Origin of the sequence: Alkalilacustris brevis (assembly GCF_003350345.1) — a bacterium.
GTDB classification, from domain to species: domain Bacteria; phylum Pseudomonadota; class Alphaproteobacteria; order Rhodobacterales; family Rhodobacteraceae; genus Alkalilacustris; species Alkalilacustris brevis.
This window is the reverse complement of the sequence record NZ_QNVJ01000070.1, coordinates 13,390-31,677: the sequence shown is the minus strand read 5'-3', so window position 1 is coordinate 31,677 and position 18,288 is coordinate 13,390. Positions and strand designations below refer to the sequence as shown.

Genomic DNA, 18,288 nt, shown 5'->3' with positions numbered 1-18,288 from the left:
ATTTGAAGGCGACGACGGAGGGCGGCGGATGAATGCGCATCCAGATGGCGGCAGGTCAGGGAACGCCCTGGGCGCGGGTGACATACCCCAAATGAACTGGGATCAAACCGGCCCAGAGATGAAGATGGTGCGCGATGCCCTGTTTCGTCATGTCGGCAAGCCTGTGCGGCGCAAGGAAGACCATCGGCTGCTGACCGGGAAGGGGCGTTTCACCGACGACTTCCTGCTGGAGGGGCAGACCTACGCCGCGATAGTGCGCTCGGAGCATCCGCATGCGCGCATAATATCGATCAGCGCCGACGCCGCCCTGGCCGCGCCGGGGGTTCTGGAGGTGTTGACCGGTGCGGACATGGTGCAAGACGGCATTGGCCCGCTGGCCCATAATCCGCTGCCCTCGACCAAGTTCGACATGAAGTTGTGCGCACCGGGTGGCGGCATTCCCTTTGTCGGCGAGCATCACGCCCTGGCCATCGACAAGGTGCGCCATGTCGGCGAAGCCGTCGCCGTTGTCGTGGCCGAGACGCCCGGCCAGGCGGCGGATGCGGCGGAACTGGTCGAGGTGGAGTATGAAGCGCTGCCCCATGTCGTCGACTCCGCCCAAGCCGCGGCACAGGGCGCACCGGTCATCTGGGACGAAGTGCCCGGCAACGTTTTCGTCGAATCGTCCTTTGGCGACTGGGACGCCACCGAAAGGGCCTTCGCCACCGCCGCGCATACCGTCGAGGCGGATTTCCATGTCAGCCGCGTGACGGCCGTGACGATCGAGCCACGCGCCGCTGTGGCGCAATACGACCCCGAGACCGGCCGCTACGAGCTGTTTGCGGGAAGCGGTGGCGCTGTCAAGCACAAGGGCGAGCTGGCCAGATGTTTTGGCATCGACGCCAATCGCATCCGGGTGCATTCCTATGATGTCGGCGGCAATTTCGGGGCGCGCAATCGGGTGTATCCCGAGTTCGCTCTTGTCATGTGGGCGGCACGCCGCACAGGACGGCCGGTGAAGTTCACCGCGACACGCTCCGAGGCATTCCTGACAGATTACCAGGGCCGCGATCTGCGCACCAAGGTTGCGCTGGCGCTTGACGCCGATGGCAAGTTCCTGGCCATGCGGGCGGACAACTTGAGCAATGTAGGCGCGTTTTGCGTATCGCTGTCACCGCTGAGCAAGGGCGCGGGCCTTATCACAGGCTCATATGACATTCCGGTGGCCGCGCTGCGGGCGCGGGCGGTGTTCACCAACACGATGTGCACGCAGGCCTATCGCAGTTCGGGCCGGCCCGAGGTGACCTATGCCATCGAGCGACTGGTTGAGCTGGCGGCGCGGAAACTGGGAGTCGATCCGCTGGAGCTGCGGCGCAAGAATCTGGTTCACCCCGAACAGATGCCTTACCGCAATGCGGTCGGCCAGTATTACGACAGTGGCGAATACGAACAGAACATGGACCGGGCGCTGGAGCTGTTCGACTGGGACGGCTTTGCCGCTCGCAAGGACGAAGCTTCCCAGCGGGGCAAACTGCTTGGCCGCGGCTTTGCGAACTATGTGGAGTCCTCCATCGGATCGCCGAAGGAACGCGCCGAGATCGAGGTGTTCGACGACGGCCGGATCGAGGTGGTCATCGGCACCCAGCCTAGCGGCCAGGGGCACGAGACAAGCTTTGCGCAGGTTGTGGCCGACATGTTGCAAGTTCCGGTCGAGCGGGTTTTCATCATCATCGGCGATACCGATGTCGTCAGCGTGGGGGGCGGATCGCATTCGGGCCGTTCGATGCGCCATGCCGGCACGGTGATGGCGATGGCCTCGGCCGAGCTGTTGGCGCTGGCGCGAGGTCACGCAGCCGAGATGCTGGAGACCGCCGCCGATGAGCTTGCGTATGCAGACGGTGTGTTTCACCAGCGCGGCACCAACCGCTCTGTCAGCCTTCAGGATCTGGCCGCACGCCTGGCCGATCCCCTGCGGGTGGTGACGGACAATGAAATGCACACGCCGGTCTTTCCCAACGGCGCGGCGATCTGCGAAGTCGAGATCGACCCGAACACCTTTCACGTCGCGATCACGCGCTATGTCTCGGTCGATGATGTGGGGCGCTGCATCAACCCTATGATCGTGCATGGTCAAACCCACGGCGGGATTGCCCAAGGGGTTGGCCAGGCGATGTGGGAACTGTGCGCGATCGACCACGACAGCGGCCAGCCGATTGCCGGCTCGTTCATGGATTACGGGATGCCGCGCACCGACAACATGCCGTTCTTCATCTCGGAGATCGCCGAGGTAATATCGCCAACCAACCCGCTTGGGGTGAAGGCCGGGGGCGAGGGGGGCACCACCCCCGCGCTCGCCACCGTGACGCTGGCGGTACTGGATGCGCTTGCCGGCATGGGAGTCGAGGACATCGCGATGCCGCTGACTCCCCAGGCTGTCTGGCAGGCGGTGCAGGACGCCGCCAACACGCAAGCAAAGAAATGAGAGCAGGAGATGGACGATGAGTGACACCCCACAGCCGCTTCGCGTGATCGCCTTTCCCGGCGCACCGAACTTGCCGACCTTTGCCGCGATCGAGAAAGGCTATTTTGCGCAAGCGGGCCTTGATGTCACCGTGGAACTGACCGCCAGCTCGATCGAGCAGGCCAAGCGCACCGCCGCGGGCGAATTCGACGTGGTGTGCACGGCCTTCGACAATGTCGTGGCCTACGCCGAAGGGCAGGGTGCGGCCGGGCCCGATGTGGACCCCGAATATGTTGTGATCGCCGGTGCCACGCAGCTTGAGTTGAGCCTGGTCGTCGCGTCCGAGATCACCAGCTTTGAGGATCTACGCGGCAAGACGCTTGCGCTTGATGCGGTGGCGACCGGATTTGCTTTCGTGCTCTACGAGATGCTCGCGCGTCACGGGCTGTCGCGTGACGATGTTGAGATGGTCGAAGTCGGCGCCACACCCCAGCGGTGGCAATCGCTCAAGGCAGGCGAACATGTCGGAACCCTGACCATCGAGCCATTCACTAGTATTGCGCAGCGCGCGGGCTTCAATGTGCTGGCGCGTTCGTCAGACATATTCGACAGCTATCAAGGCGGGATCATCGCGACGCGCCGGTCGGTTCTGGCGCAATCGCCCAAGCCGTTGCAAGCGTTCTTGCGCGGGTATCTTCGCGGGCTGGAATGGGTGCAGAACCCTGCAAACCGCGACGAGGCGGAAACCATCTTGCAAGCACGCATGCCGCAGATTCTGCCCCAGGCCGTGACGCCCGTCATGAAAAGCCTGCTGTCGCCCCGATCGGGGCTGACGCCGGGTGCCGCGATCCTGCCCGAGGGCATGCGCACCGTGCTCAAGCTGCGCAGTACCTATGGCGGCGGCGCGCGCCTTGAAAACCCGAAGCGCTATCTTGATCTGTCGCTGCTAGAGTCGGCCCCGGAATGAGCAGGCAGGAGGCACCCCCATGGAGATGACCGGCGAACACGTCATCCCGGCCCCCCGCGACAAGGTCTGGGAAATGCTGAACGACCCTGCCGTGTTGCGGGCCTGCATCCCCGGCTGCACCGAACTGGAGGGGAGCCCGGAGCAGGGCTTCACCGCCACGGTCAAGCAAAGCATCGGGCCGGTCAAGGCAACCTTCAAGGGCGAGGTCACCCTGTCGGACCTGAACCCGCCGGAAAGCTATACCATCTCGGGCAGCGGCAAGGGGGGCGTAGCCGGTTTTGCGAAGGGCGGCGCCGACATACGCCTGAGCGACGCCGAGCAGGGCACAAGGCTGCGCTATGACGTCCGCGCGCAGGTGGGCGGCAAGCTGGCGCAGCTTGGCTCGCGGTTGGTGGATTCGACTGCGAAAAGGCTTGCCGGGCAGTTCTTTTCCAACCTCGAAGACCACGCCCTGAGCCGGCATGAGGCGGGCACCGTGAATGCCACGGCGGCAAGACCCGCCGAAGATACCAGACAGGCGCCCGCGTCAGCCGGCTCCGTGGCGGCACGGCCACGCATGTTGATCCTGCTCGCCGCAACCGCAGTGCTGATCGTCGGCCTGCTCTTTGCCTTTAATTCATGATGACAGGTGAACCCATGCAAGAGGTGACACTTCGTGTGAACGGAGAGGACTATACGCGCAAGGTCGAGGGACGCACTTTGCTTGCGCAGTTCCTGCGCGATCAGCTGCGGCTGACAGGAACGCATATCGGCTGCGACACGACCCAATGCGGTGCCTGCACGGTGCTGATGGACGGGCGGGCCGTCAAATCCTGCACGATCCTGGCGGCGGCCGCCGATGGGGCCGAGGTCCAGACCATCGAGGGCGTGGCCGAAGGCGAGCGGCTGAATTTCGTCCAGCAGGCCTTTCACGAACACCACGCGCTTCAGTGCGGGTTTTGCACACCGGGCATGGTGATGGCCGCAACCGATATCATCCGCCGGCACGAAGGCGTTCTCGATGAAATGACAGTGCGGCGCGAACTCGAAGGCAACCTGTGCCGCTGCACGGGCTATCACAATATCATCAAGGCGGTGCTGGCCGCCGCCGAGGTCTATCGCCGCTCCAAGGCGCCAGCCCAGGCAACGGCCAACTGACCTTTGACCGGAGGAAGCCATGTATCAGACCACCTATCACAAGGGTCAGTCGCTGGATCAGGTGCGCAAGCTCCATGCCGAACTGCCTGAGCCGAGTTATATTTCCGGCGGCTTCACGCTGATACCGGCGATGAAGAACCGCCTTGCGGCGCCTGAAAACCTGATCGACCTGCGCGCCCTTCCCGAACTGCGGGGCATCACGCGCGATGGCGATCGGCTGCGGATCGGGGCGGCGAGCTGCCATGCCGAAGTCGCGGGCAGCCCCGAAGTGGCCCAAAGCATCCCCGCACTGGCGCTGCTGGCGGATTCGATCGGCGACATGCAGGTGCGTCACATGGGCACAATCGGCGGATCGGTGGCCAACAACGATCCCGCCGCCGATTACCCCGCAGCGGTGCTTGCGCTTGGCGCGACGATCATCACTGACCAGCGCGAGATCGCGGCCCACGACTTTTTCACGGGCATGTACGCGACCGATCTGGCAGAGGGCGAAATCATCCTGCGCATCGACTTTCCCGTTCCGCGCAGCGCCGGGTATGCCAAGCTACGCAATCCGGCGTCAAAATACGCGATCGCGGCAAGTTTCGTGGCGCGAGGGTCGGACGGTTCGGTGCGTGTCGCTGTAACTGGCGCGGGTGAGGATGGCGTGTTTCGCTGGTTTGATGCTGAACAGGCGCTTGCGGATCGTTTCGAGACTGCCTCGGTTGAAGCGCTGCAACCTGATCCGGGCATGATGCTTTCCGACCTGCATGGCTCGGCCGAGTATCGCGCGGCTCTGGTCAAGGTGATGACCGCGCGCGCTGTCGATGCCCAGGGCAGTGTCGACATCTGTTGAGCCGCTAAAAGGGGCGAGCGACAAGATCTCTGTCTCCCGCGCTTATGTGACAGATTAGGCAGTTTGTATAACGGAGATGCGGTCATCGGGCCGATTTGCCACCATTGTCGTAGTGATTTACGGCAAAGAGGAGATGACCATGACTTATTCCATAGGGCTTGATGTTTCGGTTGAGCGTACGGCTGTTTGCGTGATGGACGCCGCGGCCTGCGTCGCAAAAGAGTTTTCCGCGCGGAGCCTGATCTTGCCCCCGTTTCACCGGACAGTCAGGCGGTTGCGGTTTGAGCTGCGATGAACTCGCGGGGCGAGCGCCATTTCGCTTCGCGGACCTTCGGTTCAGCCCTGAGTGCAGGTGGTTCTCATTGTAATCCTCGATCCACCCATCGATCAATTCAAGCGCGGTCTCCGCGTCTGGCAATGGCGTGACGCGCACGTAGTCGCGCTTCAGCGCGTTTACGAAGGCTTCCGACAGGCCATTGCTTTGCGGGCACTTCACCGGCGTGAAGCAGGGTCGCAGGCCGAGTTGCTCGGCGAAGATGCGCGTGTCTTTCGCCTTTTTGGGACGCGCCGTTGTCGCTGAGCACCTCGACGAGATACGGCGTCTGTTAGGTACCGAAGCGCTTCTCCACGGCCTCCAGCATCATGTCGCGGATGTCCGATCCTCTGATGCCGGCATTCACCACCGCGCGCCAGGCGATGACGTCGCGATCATGCGCGTCGATGAACGAGACCTTGTTCGCCAGTGGTTCAAGAACAATGGTCGAGTGCGCCAAGCACCACGTCGCCGTTCCAGCACGTGAAAGCGAGTTTTCCAAGTTCATGGGGCATCGCCGACCGTTTTTGAAAAGGCTTTGCCGATGCGATCTACACATTTGCTTCGTTGCAAACGTGCGTGGCAACGGTGGGCTCACCTAGCGCGGGAGGCGGGACAGCTGCTTTCTCCTCTCGCTCAGCGCACACAACCAAAACGACCCGCGCAGCTTCGGAGTGGCTCGCATCGAAGTGCGAACCTGCGAACCCAAAGTGCGAACCCAGATTTTTCTTTTGGCGCTAGTGGTTTGACGCGCCTATGCCCCCCGCATACGCCCGGCGCCGGGAAGGACCCGAACGGGTCAGGGAAAGGGACCGCCCAGCGCTCCTTCCCGTTTTGGCAGGTTCCATGCATACCTGCAGCTTGCGACTGCGGTCTGAAGGTCAGCGGCACGCGCGGTCGCTTGCGCCAATCGTAACGCAATTGCAGCGCTGTTCGCGCCTCGCCTTGACCAGCGCGTACCGTATCATGACAGCCGCCTTGCGGTTGGCACTGCCTGCCCGAGTTCGTTCATGCGCACCAGCCCCGCCGCACGAAGCTTGGCCTCGGCCCGCCACGCTCGATTCGCGCTCCAGCCTATAGCGGTTGCCATCGCGCCATTGGTTGCAGGCCCGTGAAAGCGTAGGCGGTCGAGGAATGCGCTCGCGTCCAAGTCCAGCCCATCGGCCCGAGCCGGGGGCGCGCGTTCAGCCCTTCCCCCTTCGGACAAAACTGACGAAACTGACAAAACCTCCTTTCCGGTTGTATCAGCACCGTCTTCAACAACCTTTGGCATGGGTTTTGTCAGTTGTGTCGGTTTTGTCCCGCGGTCGGTTGCCCGTTGCGCCGCTTGAAGCCATCGCGTCATGTCAGCCCCCCAGAATTGCCGGGTTCACAGAAAAAAGGCGTTGCGGCCTTCCGCCTTGCGGGTTCGCGGGCGGATCAACAGGGCGGACGCACTCGCCATCTTCCAGCATTGCCAGTGCCGGGTTGAGTTCCGCCACTGTCCCCAGCCCCGAGCGGTCGAGCCGCAACACGTCGCGCGCCGTGAAGCGCTGCCAGCCCTGTTCGCGGATGATGCCCACCAGCCGCCGCGCGGCCCGCTCGGCCTTTGGCGTTGCCGCGTCGGCATAGGCCCGCCGTGCCATCGGTAGCAGATAGGCTTCCACCAGATGTCCCGCGCGCCCGAAGTGCTTCACAGTGATTGCGTGCGGTTCTTCGGCCTCGTCAGCGGCCCATTCGAGAAAAGCCAGCACCAGCGCCAGCCGGGCGGTCAGGCCCGGAAGCTTGCCCAGAAAAGAAAGCATCAGCCCTTCGGCCCCGGCTTCCCAGCCGCGCACCGCCACCCGCAAATCATCCATCAGGGCGCGGGCGTCATCCGTGAAGGGGATAAACCACGGGCGGGCTTCCCCGGCTTCATCGGTCACAAGGGCGAGCTTCAGCAGCCGCGCCAGCGCCGCTTCCATCAGCGCTTCATCCGCCCAGGCTTGCGGGCGTCGCAGGGGGGCGGGTTCCGGCCAGATGGGCAGGAAGCGCGCCAGCAGCCCGTCATCATCGCTCTTGAACAGCAGGCTTTTCAGGCGGTCGGGTTGAATGCCGCCCAGCACGCCGATCGACAGCCGCTCGATTGTCAGCGGCTCGCGGCCCATGCGTTCAACCGTGTGGCCACGGCCACCGAAGGCTTCCAGCCAGAAAGGCCGGTCAGAGCCACCGCCGGAGTAGCGCTGCATTCCTTCCAGCCATCCCGCCAGTTCATCGCGCATTTGCAGCGTGCCGCGCGGTTGCCGGTCGAGAATCGCGCCCAGCCGTTCAATGGTGCCATCGTTCACCACCAGCCGGGGGATATGCGGGGGCGGCCCTGCATCGCAGCCGGTCGGCCTATCGGGGGGCGTTTCCCCGGCCTTGATTGCCGCCTTCGCCGCTTCCTTCCATGTCGATTCCGCCAGCTTGGCAAGTTCGGCTTTTTCGGCCCATTCCTTGCGCTGGGCTTCCGCCGCTTCGCGCAGGGGGCGTTCGGCCTTGCGCAGCGGTTGCAGCGCCGCGTCGATTGCCGGGCTTTTCCCCGCGCTGGGCAGGCCAATGCACATTGCCCAGATGACGGGCGGTTCGGCCCAGCCCTGCCAGATTGCCGCCCAGCGCGCGTTCCCGATTGTCGCGCCCGCTACGGCCAGCACCGCCGCGAAAACATAGTCAGCGGGTGCGCCCTTGGCTTCGGCTGCATCCGCCACCCATTGCGCCAGGCGCGGCCCCAGCACGTCGCGCAGCGGCAGTTCCGGGGCGGGGGGCAGTTCGGCACGTAAGAGGCGGGGGGCAGGGGCCAGCCAAGAAGGCGTAAAAGGGGTTTCCTTCGGCTTGGCTTGCACGTTCATGCTGCCACCGCCTTTCCTTGAATGTAATCGTTCCAGTCGAAGCCATCCGGGGCAGGCAAGAGCGACACTTGCCAGCCCAGCGCGTGCGCCCGTTCGGCCAGGGCGTGCGCAGCGTTGCGGCCCGGTTTATCGCCGTCGGCAGCAATGGTCAGACGCGCCGGTTGCGTTGGAAGGTGCAGCCCGCGCAGGCCCGAGGTCGAAAGCGCGGCCCATACCGTCGCGGGGTCATCCAGCAGCCCGCACAGCAGCGACAGCGTGCTTTCTATGCCTTCACCCACCACCAGCCGCGAAGGCCCGCCAGCGAGTTGCACAGCGCCGCCAGCGGTTGCCCCCAGCATCGCCTTTGCGAGGTCAATATCGGCCTTGCCCGAGCCGTCAGCGCGCAGCCATGTGCGATGCACAGATGCCGCGCCCGCGCCCTGCACCGCCGCCACCATTGCCGGATAGCGCTTCGCAGTTGGCCCGTGCCAGCAAGCGCCGTGAAAGCGCAGCGTTCGGGGCAATTGGCAGGTGATACCGCGCCCGCGCAAATAGGCTTCGGCGGTCGTGCCCGCGATGGGCTGGGCTTCCTGCCACAGCCGCTTTGCTTGTTCCGCCTTGCGCTGGGCTTCGGCCCGCCGTTCGGCTTCTCGCCGGACAAGGGTTGCCGCGTCCGGGGGCGCATAGTCCCCCGAGCGCAGCCCAGCCGCCGCCAGAATGTCGAGAAAGGCGCAGGCGGATTTCTTGCAATGCAGCACCAGCCGCCCGCCGTCGCCATCGGCCACGGTCAAGGCGTTCTGCCCCTTCCGCCGTTCCGGCTGGCATACGGGGCAAGGCGCGGCCCCGTAGCGGCCATGCCAGCGCCCGCCCAGCGCCAGGGTCAGTTCGCGCGCGTCAGTCATTGAAGGCTACTTGGACGGCCATCTGCCATGAGCCCCCGTCGTCGCAAGGTCGGCCGTACGATCGACGAGAGCACGCAAATGGTCATCAATATCCGGCTCGAACCACAGGAGTCGGCCGCCAAGCTTTAGCGGCTTTGGTAGTCGGCCAGCCTGAAGATCGCAGTAGATCGCACTCCGGCTGCGATTGCCAAGTTTGCGCCGCAGTTCGGCAAGTGTCAGGTAGCGATCCATCACAACATCCAATGTCGTCCTCGATAGTGCGAGTCTGGCAAAACTTGCCCAAAAAGTCGCGCCGAACGTTCAGCGTCCAGCGCCGTTTGAACCACGATTTCCGCCGCTCAAAGACGCATCAAATGCGGCGTTCATCCGAGCCCTCACTGCCGCGAATCGCTCTCCATTCCAATTTTCATATTTTTCGCAGCCACTTAAGGGTAGCATCCTGTCCCTTCAGAAAGACCGGAATCTGCCCCCACGCTGGAAGCGGCGCGGCGAGGTGCCAAGGGGGAGCGCGTGACCCCCGGCTATCTGTAGGTCGTGCAAATCCCGCGCTAGGGAATACTGCCGCAACAGCGGTGCCTTCCTGATCCCGTTCGGCGCCGAAATCGCCGGCGCGGTGGAGGCGATCGCCGCGGCCGCGCGATCGACCGGGCTCGACCCCGAAGAGGTCTGGTGCGCCGCCGGCTTAGGCGTGCTGGCCCGCGGCTTGCCGCCGCATGGCCGAATGCCCGGCGCCATGTCGTGCAGGTCGGCCACGATCTCACCCCGCGCGCAGTCGCCGGCGCGCAAGTGCACCGCTATCCGCTGGCGTTCGGGAAGGTGGCGAAGATCGCCCGGCCCCTCCCAAGTGATCCGCAATATGATGCCAATACATGGGAGGTCTGCCTTGCACGGCATCGATCGGTCCGGGTGGTGTTCTGGAACTTGGCGCCTGTCACGCAGGCGTGAGGCACAACCGTACGTTGACGCCCGAACCACTTTGGGAAAAATCATTGCGATAGGCCCACCTTCTTGTGTACCAACCTATGGCAACCAGCGACACCTAGCGCATTGACAAACGACCCCGCATGTTTAGCTTTATCTTAACTTGAACTAGGCAGAATACTGTGATCGAAGGATACACAAGGATGGCTGCCGGAGCTTACTGCGAGGTACACATCGCCGATAAGGCTTTGAAAGTATACAGGAAAGCACCTGCGAAAGACCGGGCGCGCGTCGAAAGTATCATAGGCGAACTTGCTACGAACGGTCCGGACGACCTCGTCGACACTCAGTTGAAGTTCGAGGGACGCTTTCCGACGGGAGGAAAAACGGGGACCAAGCTTGCGGTGTGGGTGGTCAAGTCGTACCAGCTTCGTGTCTATGGCGGGTATTGGAGCAAACACCCGCTTGTATTCTTGTGCCCTGAAGTTGCGATAAAGAAAACCAACAAGGCAGATCAGGAGCTGCTGCGAAGGGTAGCAAAAAAGGTTGGCGAACATCATGACGATCAATAAGGAAATTTTCGGAGCTCGGAACGCTTCGGAAGTTGAAGAGTTTGCAATTGAGGATCTCGTTTTCTCGGTTCAGATCGCTCTTCAAAAAGCGATGCGCCGGTCCGGGGTTTCTCAAGCTGATCTCGCAGCTAAGCTGGGTATGACGCCGGGCCGTGTGTCCCAGGTGTTTTCCAAAGGCGGCCCCAATCTGACACTCAAAACCATCGCTAGAATTGCCAATGCATTGGGCGAGGATTTTGATCTTGTTTCCAAGAATGAACTTGCAGAATTGCGGAGGCGAAAGAAGGTCCGCACGAAGCCTGTTGCTGTGATGTGGAAACCGCTTCAGGATTCCAGAGCGAACCCTTGGGAGGAAACGCACGCTAACTCCAAGATGAAACCGCTCAAAGACCTTGCAGCATGAGTGACACGAAATCCAGAACAGGCAAGCTCTCTTTCACGTCTGGTGATTTCGACCAAGCGAAGTATGCAGGCGTTTCGCAAAACGCGAAGCTGTCTGAACTCAGACTGATCTCTGTTGACTACAAGGCTTCCACGGAGGCGTTGTTTAATTCGCTTCACGAGCTTAGTCCGAAATTTTCTTTTGAGGGAAGTGCGTCTGCCTTCGATTTTTCCAATGAAGACGGCAGGGTCTTCGGGGTTTATGAATGGGTGGCTGCGGTAAAGGCGGGTCGCAAGAATGCGATACGTTCGAAGTGCAGGTATTTATTGGTTTATTCTGGTTTGCAGAATCATGATCCTGAATACGTAAAGCTATATTTTGAGAAGATTGGGAGATTTGCGTCGTATCCGTACTTTCGAGCCCAGTTCGCTTCAGACGTTGCGAGCTCGGGGGTCTTTTTACCTCCTCTTCCGTCTTTGACCGAGCGAGTCGATTAAAGCTTTCGACAATAAGCGACCAGCCATCAGCGCAACATCTCGCCGGCCTTGGTGTGCAGCGCACGCTCGTAGCTACCCGCGCGCGTGTCCTGGCGACCCTCGCTGCGCTCATAGCGCCCTGCGCCGCACAGTTGATCGGCTTCGGCGTCAAGCATCGCATTCAGCGCCTCCTCGACCGTCCCGCGCACCATCTCGCCAAGGTGATCCCGGATCCGGCCCTCATCAATCTGGATCACCTGACCCATCGCACCGTCCTACTTCTCGTCAGCCATCCTTTCGCTCCTTCCGTCACTGTAGAAGGAGCCGTCAAACCTGAAAGTGCGAAAGATTCTTTACGTTATCACGCCCAGCCGCGGGCCGGGCTGCGGATGCCGAAATCGTAGAGATACCGACCGCCGGGCTCGAAGCTACGGATGAACTTCACGCTGCTGCCTCCGCCCGGGCCTCAAGGGCGATCACGCAGAGGTCGCGATATCGGGCCATCGCCTTTGGGCTGGAAGATACCGGGTTGATCTGGAAGGCGCGCAAAGCGTCGATGTCGCCCGCGCCGGCAAGTTCGGTGAACTTCGCAGATCAGTTTGCGTCTGTCAGCTTCACCACCTGCCCAGCGCCTCCAGTCACATGGTCGGCCCAGCGCTCAATCAGCACCTGCCGTTGTTTGAGAAAGTCGGTTCTGCGATAGGCGCGCACCACCCCGGAATCGGTCACATGTCCCAGCATGGCTTCTGCCACTTCGTGTGGTGCGTCGGTCGCTTCGGCAAGCCATGTACGCAGAGACGTGCGGAAGCCATGCGGGCGGGCTTCAAGGCCCCGCCTCTCCATGTGCCGCGAAAGCGTCATGTCGCTAATCACGCCGCGCCGGTTATTCGGAAACAGAAAGCCGTTGCGGGCGTGCGGGCGCGCAAGGCCGATTATGCGCTGGGCTTCGCGCGACAGGGGCACGCGGTAATCTTCGGTCGCACCCTTGCGGCCCTTCATCGCTTCGGCGGGAATGGTCCACACGTCGCCGTCAATCTGTTCCAGCCGGATATGGCGCAGCGGGGCCGAGCGGACGCCGGTCAGAACCAACAACCGCAAGGCAAGATGCGTCAGCGTCGGTTCTTTTAGGCTTTCATAGAAGTTCGGCACTTCGGCCCAAGCCATCGCGGGAATATGCTTGGGCACGTGCCGCGATCTACCCAGCAGCGCCTTTGACTTGTCGGTTGCTTGCAGGTCCACATCGAGGCCCAGCGCCGCCGCATGGCGCAGCACAATTGAAAGCCGGTTGAGCGCCTTCCGCGCCGTGTCGGCCTTGGTGTGCCAGAGCGGGGCCAGCGTGTCGCGTATGTCGCGCTGATCAAGATCGGTTACGGGCACCTTGCCCAGCTTAGGCAGAACGTGAATTGTCAGGGGCGAAAGCCACCGCCCGGCCGTGCCATCGCCTTTCAGTTCCGCCTTGCGGGCTTCGAAGGCGTCAGCGGTCAGCACCGCAAGCGATATATCTTCGCGCCGTGCCGCCCGTTCTTCGGCTTCGCGTTCCTTCACCGGGTCGCGACCAGCCGTCACCACATTGCGCCAACGTTCGGCAAGTTTGCGGGCGTCAGACAGCCCGAGCGCGGGAAAGCCGCCCAGGCCCATTTCACGCCGCCGCCCGTGAACCGTCACGCGCAGCACCCATTGCGCGCCGCCATCTTCGCGCTTCACCAGCCACAGCCCGGCGCCGTCGCAATGCTTGCCCACCGGGGCCGAACGCAGGAAGCCCGCCGTCAGCCTGTTCCTCGCCCGCACTTCCTATCCCCCTAATTATCCACCTTACGCTAATGGATAGGGTCGGGCGCGGCAATACATGATCGGACAGGTTGGGTTTGTTTTAAAGGGGGATACAATCACAAACGGACAGGAACAAACATTCCAAAACAACAGGTTGGTGCAGCCCCCGGGCACCATTAGCCTCTTGCACGGCTGAACACATAAGGTAAAAAACCGTTTACTTTCAGTGCACTGGCGAGATTCCGGTGCGCATTTCTCCTCCTTGTTTCGCATGAACTTGGGGGTATTATTCGGGGGTATCGGCGAAAACCGCAGAAGCGATACCCCCAGATGGCGCTTTCAGAGTTCGCACTGCGCAAGGCAAAGCCCCGCGATAAGGCCTATAAACTGGCCGAGGGCAGCGGGTTGCATGTGCTGGTTCAGCCCAGTGGCTCGAAGCTGTGGTGGCTGAAGAAACGGTTTGGGGCAAGGAGAAGCTCCTGTCACTCGGCCCTTACCCCTGATCACGATCTCCAAGGCACGCACGAAGCGGGGCGCAGCCAAACGGCTGTTGCTGGAGGGTGCCGAAACCGAGGGCCGGCAGACATTCGGATTGATCGCTGACGAGCATCTCGAACGCATCTGCAATCGCGGTGCGGCGAAAAGCACGCTTCCTCGACAACCGGGCAAACGGAAGGCGCTGCACGGCTCCGTGCAGCGCCTTTGCTCGTCTGGTTTCCTTCGCCGCGCCTTGACGCCTTGGCGCGAAGGGCAGGCTTAAGCCGTGGTCGATCGCTTTCGGCCCATCAGGCCTATGGCGATCAGGATCAGCACCACGACGCCGATAATCGCCAGGGTCATGTTCGGCAGATAATAGGTGGAGTAGACTTCCCACCCCATGGCCCGGAGAAGTTCGCTGACCTCGGTATAGTTTCCGACCAGATGCCCTCCAAGAGTGCCGGTGATACCGACAAGGCCCACACCGATCCCGGCCAGCAGAACCATGACCCAGCGCGACAGACCGTGCCAGATCGCCTCACCATGTCGATAACGGATGAAGGTCAGCAGCGTGAAATAGGCCAGCGACCAGCTTGCCATGAGCATGTGGTTGCGTCCCATCGGCGTCGATGAGAGTGTCTCCCACGGCCAGACCAACAGGCCGACCACATAGGCGAGAGCGCCCAGGATCACACCCAGCACAAGAAACACCGGCAAGGCGCGGTCCATTGCCTGGCCAAGCGCGCCGTCATTGAAGGCGCGGATGACGATGCAGAGCGCAGAGACCATCCAAAGAGCAATCGGAAAGTGTATCAGAACAACGTGATAGGCGGCCATGATCAGGCTCCTTTCCGTGAAGCGATGGTTGCGTTCAGCGCCATGCCGAAGGCTGCGATCAGCAAGACCCCCGCCAGAAGCGTGAACAGCCACTGTCGCCGGATCTCGTTTCTGAACTCATGCTCGATACCGTAATGCGCCAGCTGTTCGGGGCTGTGACGCGCGCTCACCGGAACCCGCGCGGCAATGCCGCTGGCGCCGCCATGGACCGCGCTGTTGAGCGAGGGCCAGGTGACCTGTCCCGGGTAGAACAGCGTGACATCGCTCCAGCTATCGCTCCATTGCGGGGTGGCGCCGGTGAAGCGTGTGGCCATGATATCGGCCTCATGCGCCAGTCCCAGGCTGAAGGGCAGCGACACATAGTGCCAGCGCCCGCCGGTCGCATCGCGGTGAACGGCAAAGGCCACGTCATAGGTGCCATGATCTTGCAGGATCTTGTCGTCCAGCGGGTTGCCGGTATCGAGCGCACGCGCCAGCGTGACATCCCAGTATCCATCGGCCCAGCGACCGTCGGCGCGGATATCCCCGCGCGACCCACTGCCTGGCCGGATGATCCGGCGTGGCAGCACGTCGCCATTCTGCCAGCCGGCATCCGGATCGAAGGGCACCGCCTCGCCGGTGATCAGGGCATAGGTCTGCTCCTGCGAGATGCGCCCGTTTCGCACATCGTCCCAGCTCAGCGCCCGATACCCGGCCGTGGCGACATCGAACATCACGATCGGCTGCTCGGCATCGGAATCCCAGTTCGTGGTGTAGGTTGAAGATCCGGCATCGCCATCGCGCCCGGTGCCCACATTCTGGTCATCGGCCTCGTTGACCGGGTTGGAGCGCGCGCCGCGCCAGTGCCAGAGATCGAGAAAATAACCCGCCGCGCGCAGCCGCGCCAACTCACTGTCGGGCGCCATGTCATCCCACTGACCCAGCGTGTTGCGCGTCATCGGCAGGTATTTCGTGACCTCCTCGGGGGCCTCGTCGGTCAGACCGGCCAGACCGGCGCCGATGGTGATGTAACCGCCATAGCGGCCAAATTCTGGCACGCTGCCGTCATCGAGCATCATCGCAACGCGGTCTTCGTGTGTGCCAAAGGGGTTGGGGCCGGGCATATCACCGCCCTCCCTGATCCAGGCACCGTCCTCGTAGCGCACAACGTCGTGCAAGATACCGACGCTGTCCGAGGGCCAGCGGTAGCGGAAAAAGATGTCCTGACTGTTATAGGCCGCCTGCACCTGAAGCGGCACAGTCAGCGTTTCGGGGATGCTTATGTTGCGTTCGGGGTCATCGCGCACGACTCCCGTGCCGTGGGTCACCCACGAAACGAGCAATGCGCCCGAAAACAGCGCGACAGCGCCGATCAGCTTCGGGTTCTGCATGTTGGCACTCCTGCCTTGTTGCAACTCAGGCATCAAAGACAAACAGTAAAGCACATCAAAAATTTACAGCATGACCCTGAGCATTATCCAGATTCTATTCACTCAATCCGAAGTGGGCATTGATCGAAATCAACAACCCGTGTTTAACCCTATCACACCAAGCAAGCGCGCGTCATCCATTCAAAGCGGATGGAAATGACGGGAAAAGACGCGCATCAAGGCGTGTAGGCCGCACGGCGTTTTCGTGTCCGGATAATCCGTCAGCGCGACGAAGGTGTGCCGCAGGTCATGGATGCGCACATCCGGCAGCCCGGCTTTCCAGACCGGATTCCCAACTCGGCCATTCGTGTTTGTTCCGGCGAAGTCGTTCGCCAATGCTGCTGGTCGGTTGCGGTGCCGAGTATCCTGCTCAACAATTGCGCGGTTGCCTGACATCAACCCGGTGGAGCCATAACCGGGGTTTACTTGGAGGCCGAGCTGGAATGAACTGCGTGGATTGTCCGGTCCACGCAAGGAGGCTCCATGTCCTGGAAAACCGCTTACCGATCCTTTTACTACGAGGGCGCCGAGCAGCCTGATGATCTGCGCCTCGATCACACAAGCACGGCACTTCTGGTTGTCGATATCCAAAACACATACCTTGCCCCCAAGGACACCCCGGAAGAGAACGCCCGTTGGCAGCCCTTTTTTAAGCGGATGCGTGAGGTGGTGATCCCCAACACGGCAAAGCTGATAGCCGACTGCCGAAACCGTGGCGTCGAGGTCATCCACGCACGCATCGCCTGCCTCAAGGAGGATGGCAGAGACCGCTCGCTGAGCCAGAAGAAACCCGGGTTCAACTACTTGCTGCTGCCCAAGGACACCGAAGAGGCGCAGATCGTTCCCGAACTTGCTCCGGAGCGCGACGAAATCTGCGTGCTGAAGTCTACCGACAGCGCGCTGACAGGCACCAATCTGCGCCTGATCCTGCACAACATGGGTATCACCGACGTGATTGTGGCCGGCATCTTTACCGATCAGTGCATCTCGTCCACGGTGCGCAGCCTGGCTGACGAAAGCTTCAACGTCTGGGTGGTCGAGGACTGTTGTGCTGCTGCGACCAAGGCGCTGCACGAGCACGAACTTCGGGTCATCAACATGATCTACTGCCACGTGCTCGGCCTGTCGGACATTCTTGACGACCCGGCGGTCTGGAGCCGAGGGCCGCACTGAGCCGCCCGCTGGTATCACGGCGACAGGTCAGAAGGTCGGGGGCGTGTTTACCCAGAAGATACGCGCCCGGCCGTCACCGACGTTGCGATAACCGTGGTCACGGTTCGAGCGAAAGTGAAACGCATCGCCGGGGCCCAGCAAATGCACTTCGTCGTCGAGCTTCAGTTCCACCCGGCCCTCGATAACATATCCCACCTCTTCGCCCTCGTGTGAGATCTGCCCGTCCGAGGCGCCACCGGGCTCAAGGATATGGATATTGCATTGCAGCGCATTCTCGGGCGCATGGGCGATGATCCGCTCGAGCGTGACGCCACGGCCGTTGCGTAGCGGATCAAGGGTGATCAGCGGGCGCCGCCCGGGGCGCAGGACAACAGCTTTCTCGTCGCCGGTGTAATCGAACAGATACGCAAGGTTGATCCCGAGGCGGCTGGCGATGCGGTGCAACACTGGCAGTGATGGCACAGCCTTGCCGGTCTCGATCTTCGACAAGTGCCCTTCGGACACGCCGGCGCTGGTCGCAACGTCCTTCAGGGTGCGTCCCAGCCGGCGGCGAGCGTCTCGCAATTTCTTTCCCGGCATGCAAGTCTCCAAACCACGTTGCACCGACTTGGTCAGCGCCAATCTCAACATTCATGGCTTTCTCGGCGGTGGGAGCATTTTACGACTGCCAAATAAACATTCAACTCGCTCAAGAATCGCTCGATGCGGCCAGCCATTGCGGCCAGAATCTGCCCGGTTTCATCAACACATGCAAGAAAGTTGCATTTCATGAAAGTCTGTCGCAAGGTGGTTGGGCCAGCGCGATGCCGCGAACGGTGCCGCTGAGACAGGGAGAGTTGCGACAGCGATATC

General features: G+C 62.1%; 18 protein-coding genes and 2 pseudogenes. 11 read left to right on the top strand and 9 right to left on the bottom strand.

What is annotated here, in order from left to right; translation table 11 throughout:
- Window positions 1–91: 91 nt before the first annotated feature.
- From DQ229_RS11540 to DQ229_RS11520, 5 genes are read left to right on the top strand one after another with little or no spacing between them, the layout of a single operon-like run.
- Window positions 92–2,461, top strand: coding sequence for a xanthine dehydrogenase family protein molybdopterin-binding subunit (locus DQ229_RS11540; protein ID WP_238381053.1), 2,370 nt, complete (start codon window positions 92–94; stop codon window positions 2,459–2,461).
- Between the two features lie 16 nt (window positions 2,462–2,477).
- Window positions 2,478–3,407, top strand: coding sequence for an ABC transporter substrate-binding protein (locus DQ229_RS11535; RefSeq protein ID WP_114966428.1), 930 nt, complete (start codon window positions 2,478–2,480; stop codon window positions 3,405–3,407).
- A gap of 19 nt (window positions 3,408–3,426) precedes the next feature.
- The gene (locus DQ229_RS11530; protein WP_114966427.1) at window positions 3,427–4,029 is read left to right on the top strand and encodes an SRPBCC family protein; all 603 of its coding nucleotides are present in this window, start codon (window positions 3,427–3,429) and stop codon (window positions 4,027–4,029) included.
- Window positions 4,030–4,043: 14 nt separating this feature from the next.
- Window positions 4,044–4,544 carry a (2Fe-2S)-binding protein gene (locus DQ229_RS11525; RefSeq protein WP_114966476.1) on the top strand — a complete coding sequence of 167 codons (501 nt, stop codon included), beginning with the start codon at window positions 4,044–4,046 and terminating at the stop codon, window positions 4,542–4,544.
- 19 nt (window positions 4,545–4,563) lie between these two features.
- Entirely contained in the window at window positions 4,564–5,379 is an 816-nt protein-coding gene (locus DQ229_RS11520) for an FAD binding domain-containing protein (RefSeq protein ID WP_114966426.1), read from the top strand.
- Between the two features lie 266 nt (window positions 5,380–5,645).
- Here the strand turns inward: DQ229_RS11520 and DQ229_RS11515 are convergent.
- From DQ229_RS11515 to DQ229_RS11505, 3 genes and pseudogenes are all read right to left on the bottom strand, one after another.
- Window positions 5,646–6,180, bottom strand: a pseudogene (locus DQ229_RS11515) (integrase core domain-containing protein); the annotation flags it as partial.
- 858 nt (window positions 6,181–7,038) lie between these two features.
- Entirely contained in the window at window positions 7,039–8,538 is a 1,500-nt protein-coding gene (locus tag DQ229_RS11510; protein ID WP_114966425.1) for a DUF3987 domain-containing protein, read from the bottom strand.
- The gene (locus DQ229_RS11505) at window positions 8,535–9,419 is read right to left on the bottom strand and encodes a DUF7146 domain-containing protein (RefSeq protein ID WP_114966424.1); all 885 of its coding nucleotides are present in this window, start codon (window positions 9,417–9,419) and stop codon (window positions 8,535–8,537) included. The genes DQ229_RS11510 and DQ229_RS11505 overlap by 4 nt, the downstream gene beginning before the upstream one ends.
- 738 nt (window positions 9,420–10,157) lie before the next feature.
- On the opposite strand from DQ229_RS11505, the gene DQ229_RS16530 reads away from it, so the two are divergent.
- The 4 genes from DQ229_RS16530 (at window position 10,158) to DQ229_RS16340 (ending at window position 11,791) form a co-directional block, all read left to right on the top strand.
- Entirely contained in the window at window positions 10,158–10,364 is a 207-nt protein-coding gene (locus DQ229_RS16530) for a hypothetical protein (protein WP_162300847.1), read from the top strand.
- 179 nt (window positions 10,365–10,543) lie between these two features.
- Window positions 10,544–10,912, top strand: coding sequence for a hypothetical protein (locus tag DQ229_RS16345; protein WP_155326507.1), 369 nt, complete (start codon window positions 10,544–10,546; stop codon window positions 10,910–10,912).
- Window positions 10,899–11,315, top strand: a complete 417-nt coding sequence (locus tag DQ229_RS11490; protein ID WP_114966422.1) for a helix-turn-helix domain-containing protein — start codon at window positions 10,899–10,901, stop codon at window positions 11,313–11,315. Before DQ229_RS16345 ends, DQ229_RS11490 begins: the two co-directional genes overlap by 14 nt.
- On the top strand, window positions 11,312–11,791 hold the full coding sequence (locus DQ229_RS16340; protein WP_155326506.1) for a hypothetical protein: 480 nt from the start codon (window positions 11,312–11,314) through the stop codon (window positions 11,789–11,791). The genes DQ229_RS11490 and DQ229_RS16340 overlap by 4 nt, the downstream gene beginning before the upstream one ends.
- A gap of 35 nt (window positions 11,792–11,826) precedes the next feature.
- Here DQ229_RS16340 and DQ229_RS11485 read toward each other — a convergent pair.
- Together DQ229_RS11485 and DQ229_RS11480 are read right to left on the bottom strand one after the other, a co-directional pair.
- Window positions 11,827–12,036, bottom strand: a pseudogene (locus DQ229_RS11485) (transposase); the annotation flags it as partial.
- 328 nt (window positions 12,037–12,364) lie between these two features.
- Window positions 12,365–13,558, bottom strand: coding sequence for a tyrosine-type recombinase/integrase (locus DQ229_RS11480; protein ID WP_114966421.1), 1,194 nt, complete (start codon window positions 13,556–13,558; stop codon window positions 12,365–12,367).
- 312 nt (window positions 13,559–13,870) lie between these two features.
- On the opposite strand from DQ229_RS11480, the gene DQ229_RS17035 reads away from it, so the two are divergent.
- A complete protein-coding gene (locus DQ229_RS17035) occupies window positions 13,871–14,143 on the top strand; it encodes an Arm DNA-binding domain-containing protein (protein WP_420796866.1) in 273 nt (90 codons plus the stop codon).
- Window positions 14,144–14,296: 153 nt separating this feature from the next.
- On the opposite strand, the gene DQ229_RS11475 is transcribed toward DQ229_RS17035, so the two are convergent.
- The 3 genes from DQ229_RS11475 to DQ229_RS16335 form a co-directional block, all read right to left on the bottom strand.
- Window positions 14,297–14,854, bottom strand: coding sequence for a DUF2231 domain-containing protein (locus tag DQ229_RS11475; RefSeq protein ID WP_114966420.1), 558 nt, complete (start codon window positions 14,852–14,854; stop codon window positions 14,297–14,299).
- 2 nt (window positions 14,855–14,856) lie between these two features.
- Complete coding sequence (locus DQ229_RS11470) at window positions 14,857–16,224, bottom strand: ethylbenzene dehydrogenase-related protein (RefSeq protein WP_114966419.1); 1,368 nt, start codon at window positions 16,222–16,224, stop codon at window positions 14,857–14,859.
- 180 nt (window positions 16,225–16,404) lie between these two features.
- Window positions 16,405–16,737, bottom strand: a complete 333-nt coding sequence (locus tag DQ229_RS16335) for a hypothetical protein (protein WP_155326505.1) — start codon at window positions 16,735–16,737, stop codon at window positions 16,405–16,407.
- Between the two features lie 9 nt (window positions 16,738–16,746).
- Between DQ229_RS16335 and DQ229_RS11465 the strand changes: the two genes are divergently transcribed.
- Complete coding sequence (locus tag DQ229_RS11465) at window positions 16,747–17,436, top strand: cysteine hydrolase family protein (protein WP_114966418.1); 690 nt, start codon at window positions 16,747–16,749, stop codon at window positions 17,434–17,436.
- 27 nt (window positions 17,437–17,463) lie between these two features.
- On the opposite strand, the gene DQ229_RS11460 is transcribed toward DQ229_RS11465, so the two are convergent.
- Entirely contained in the window at window positions 17,464–18,015 is a 552-nt protein-coding gene (locus DQ229_RS11460; protein ID WP_114966474.1) for a cupin domain-containing protein, read from the bottom strand.
- Window positions 18,016–18,288: the final 273 nt, after the last annotated feature.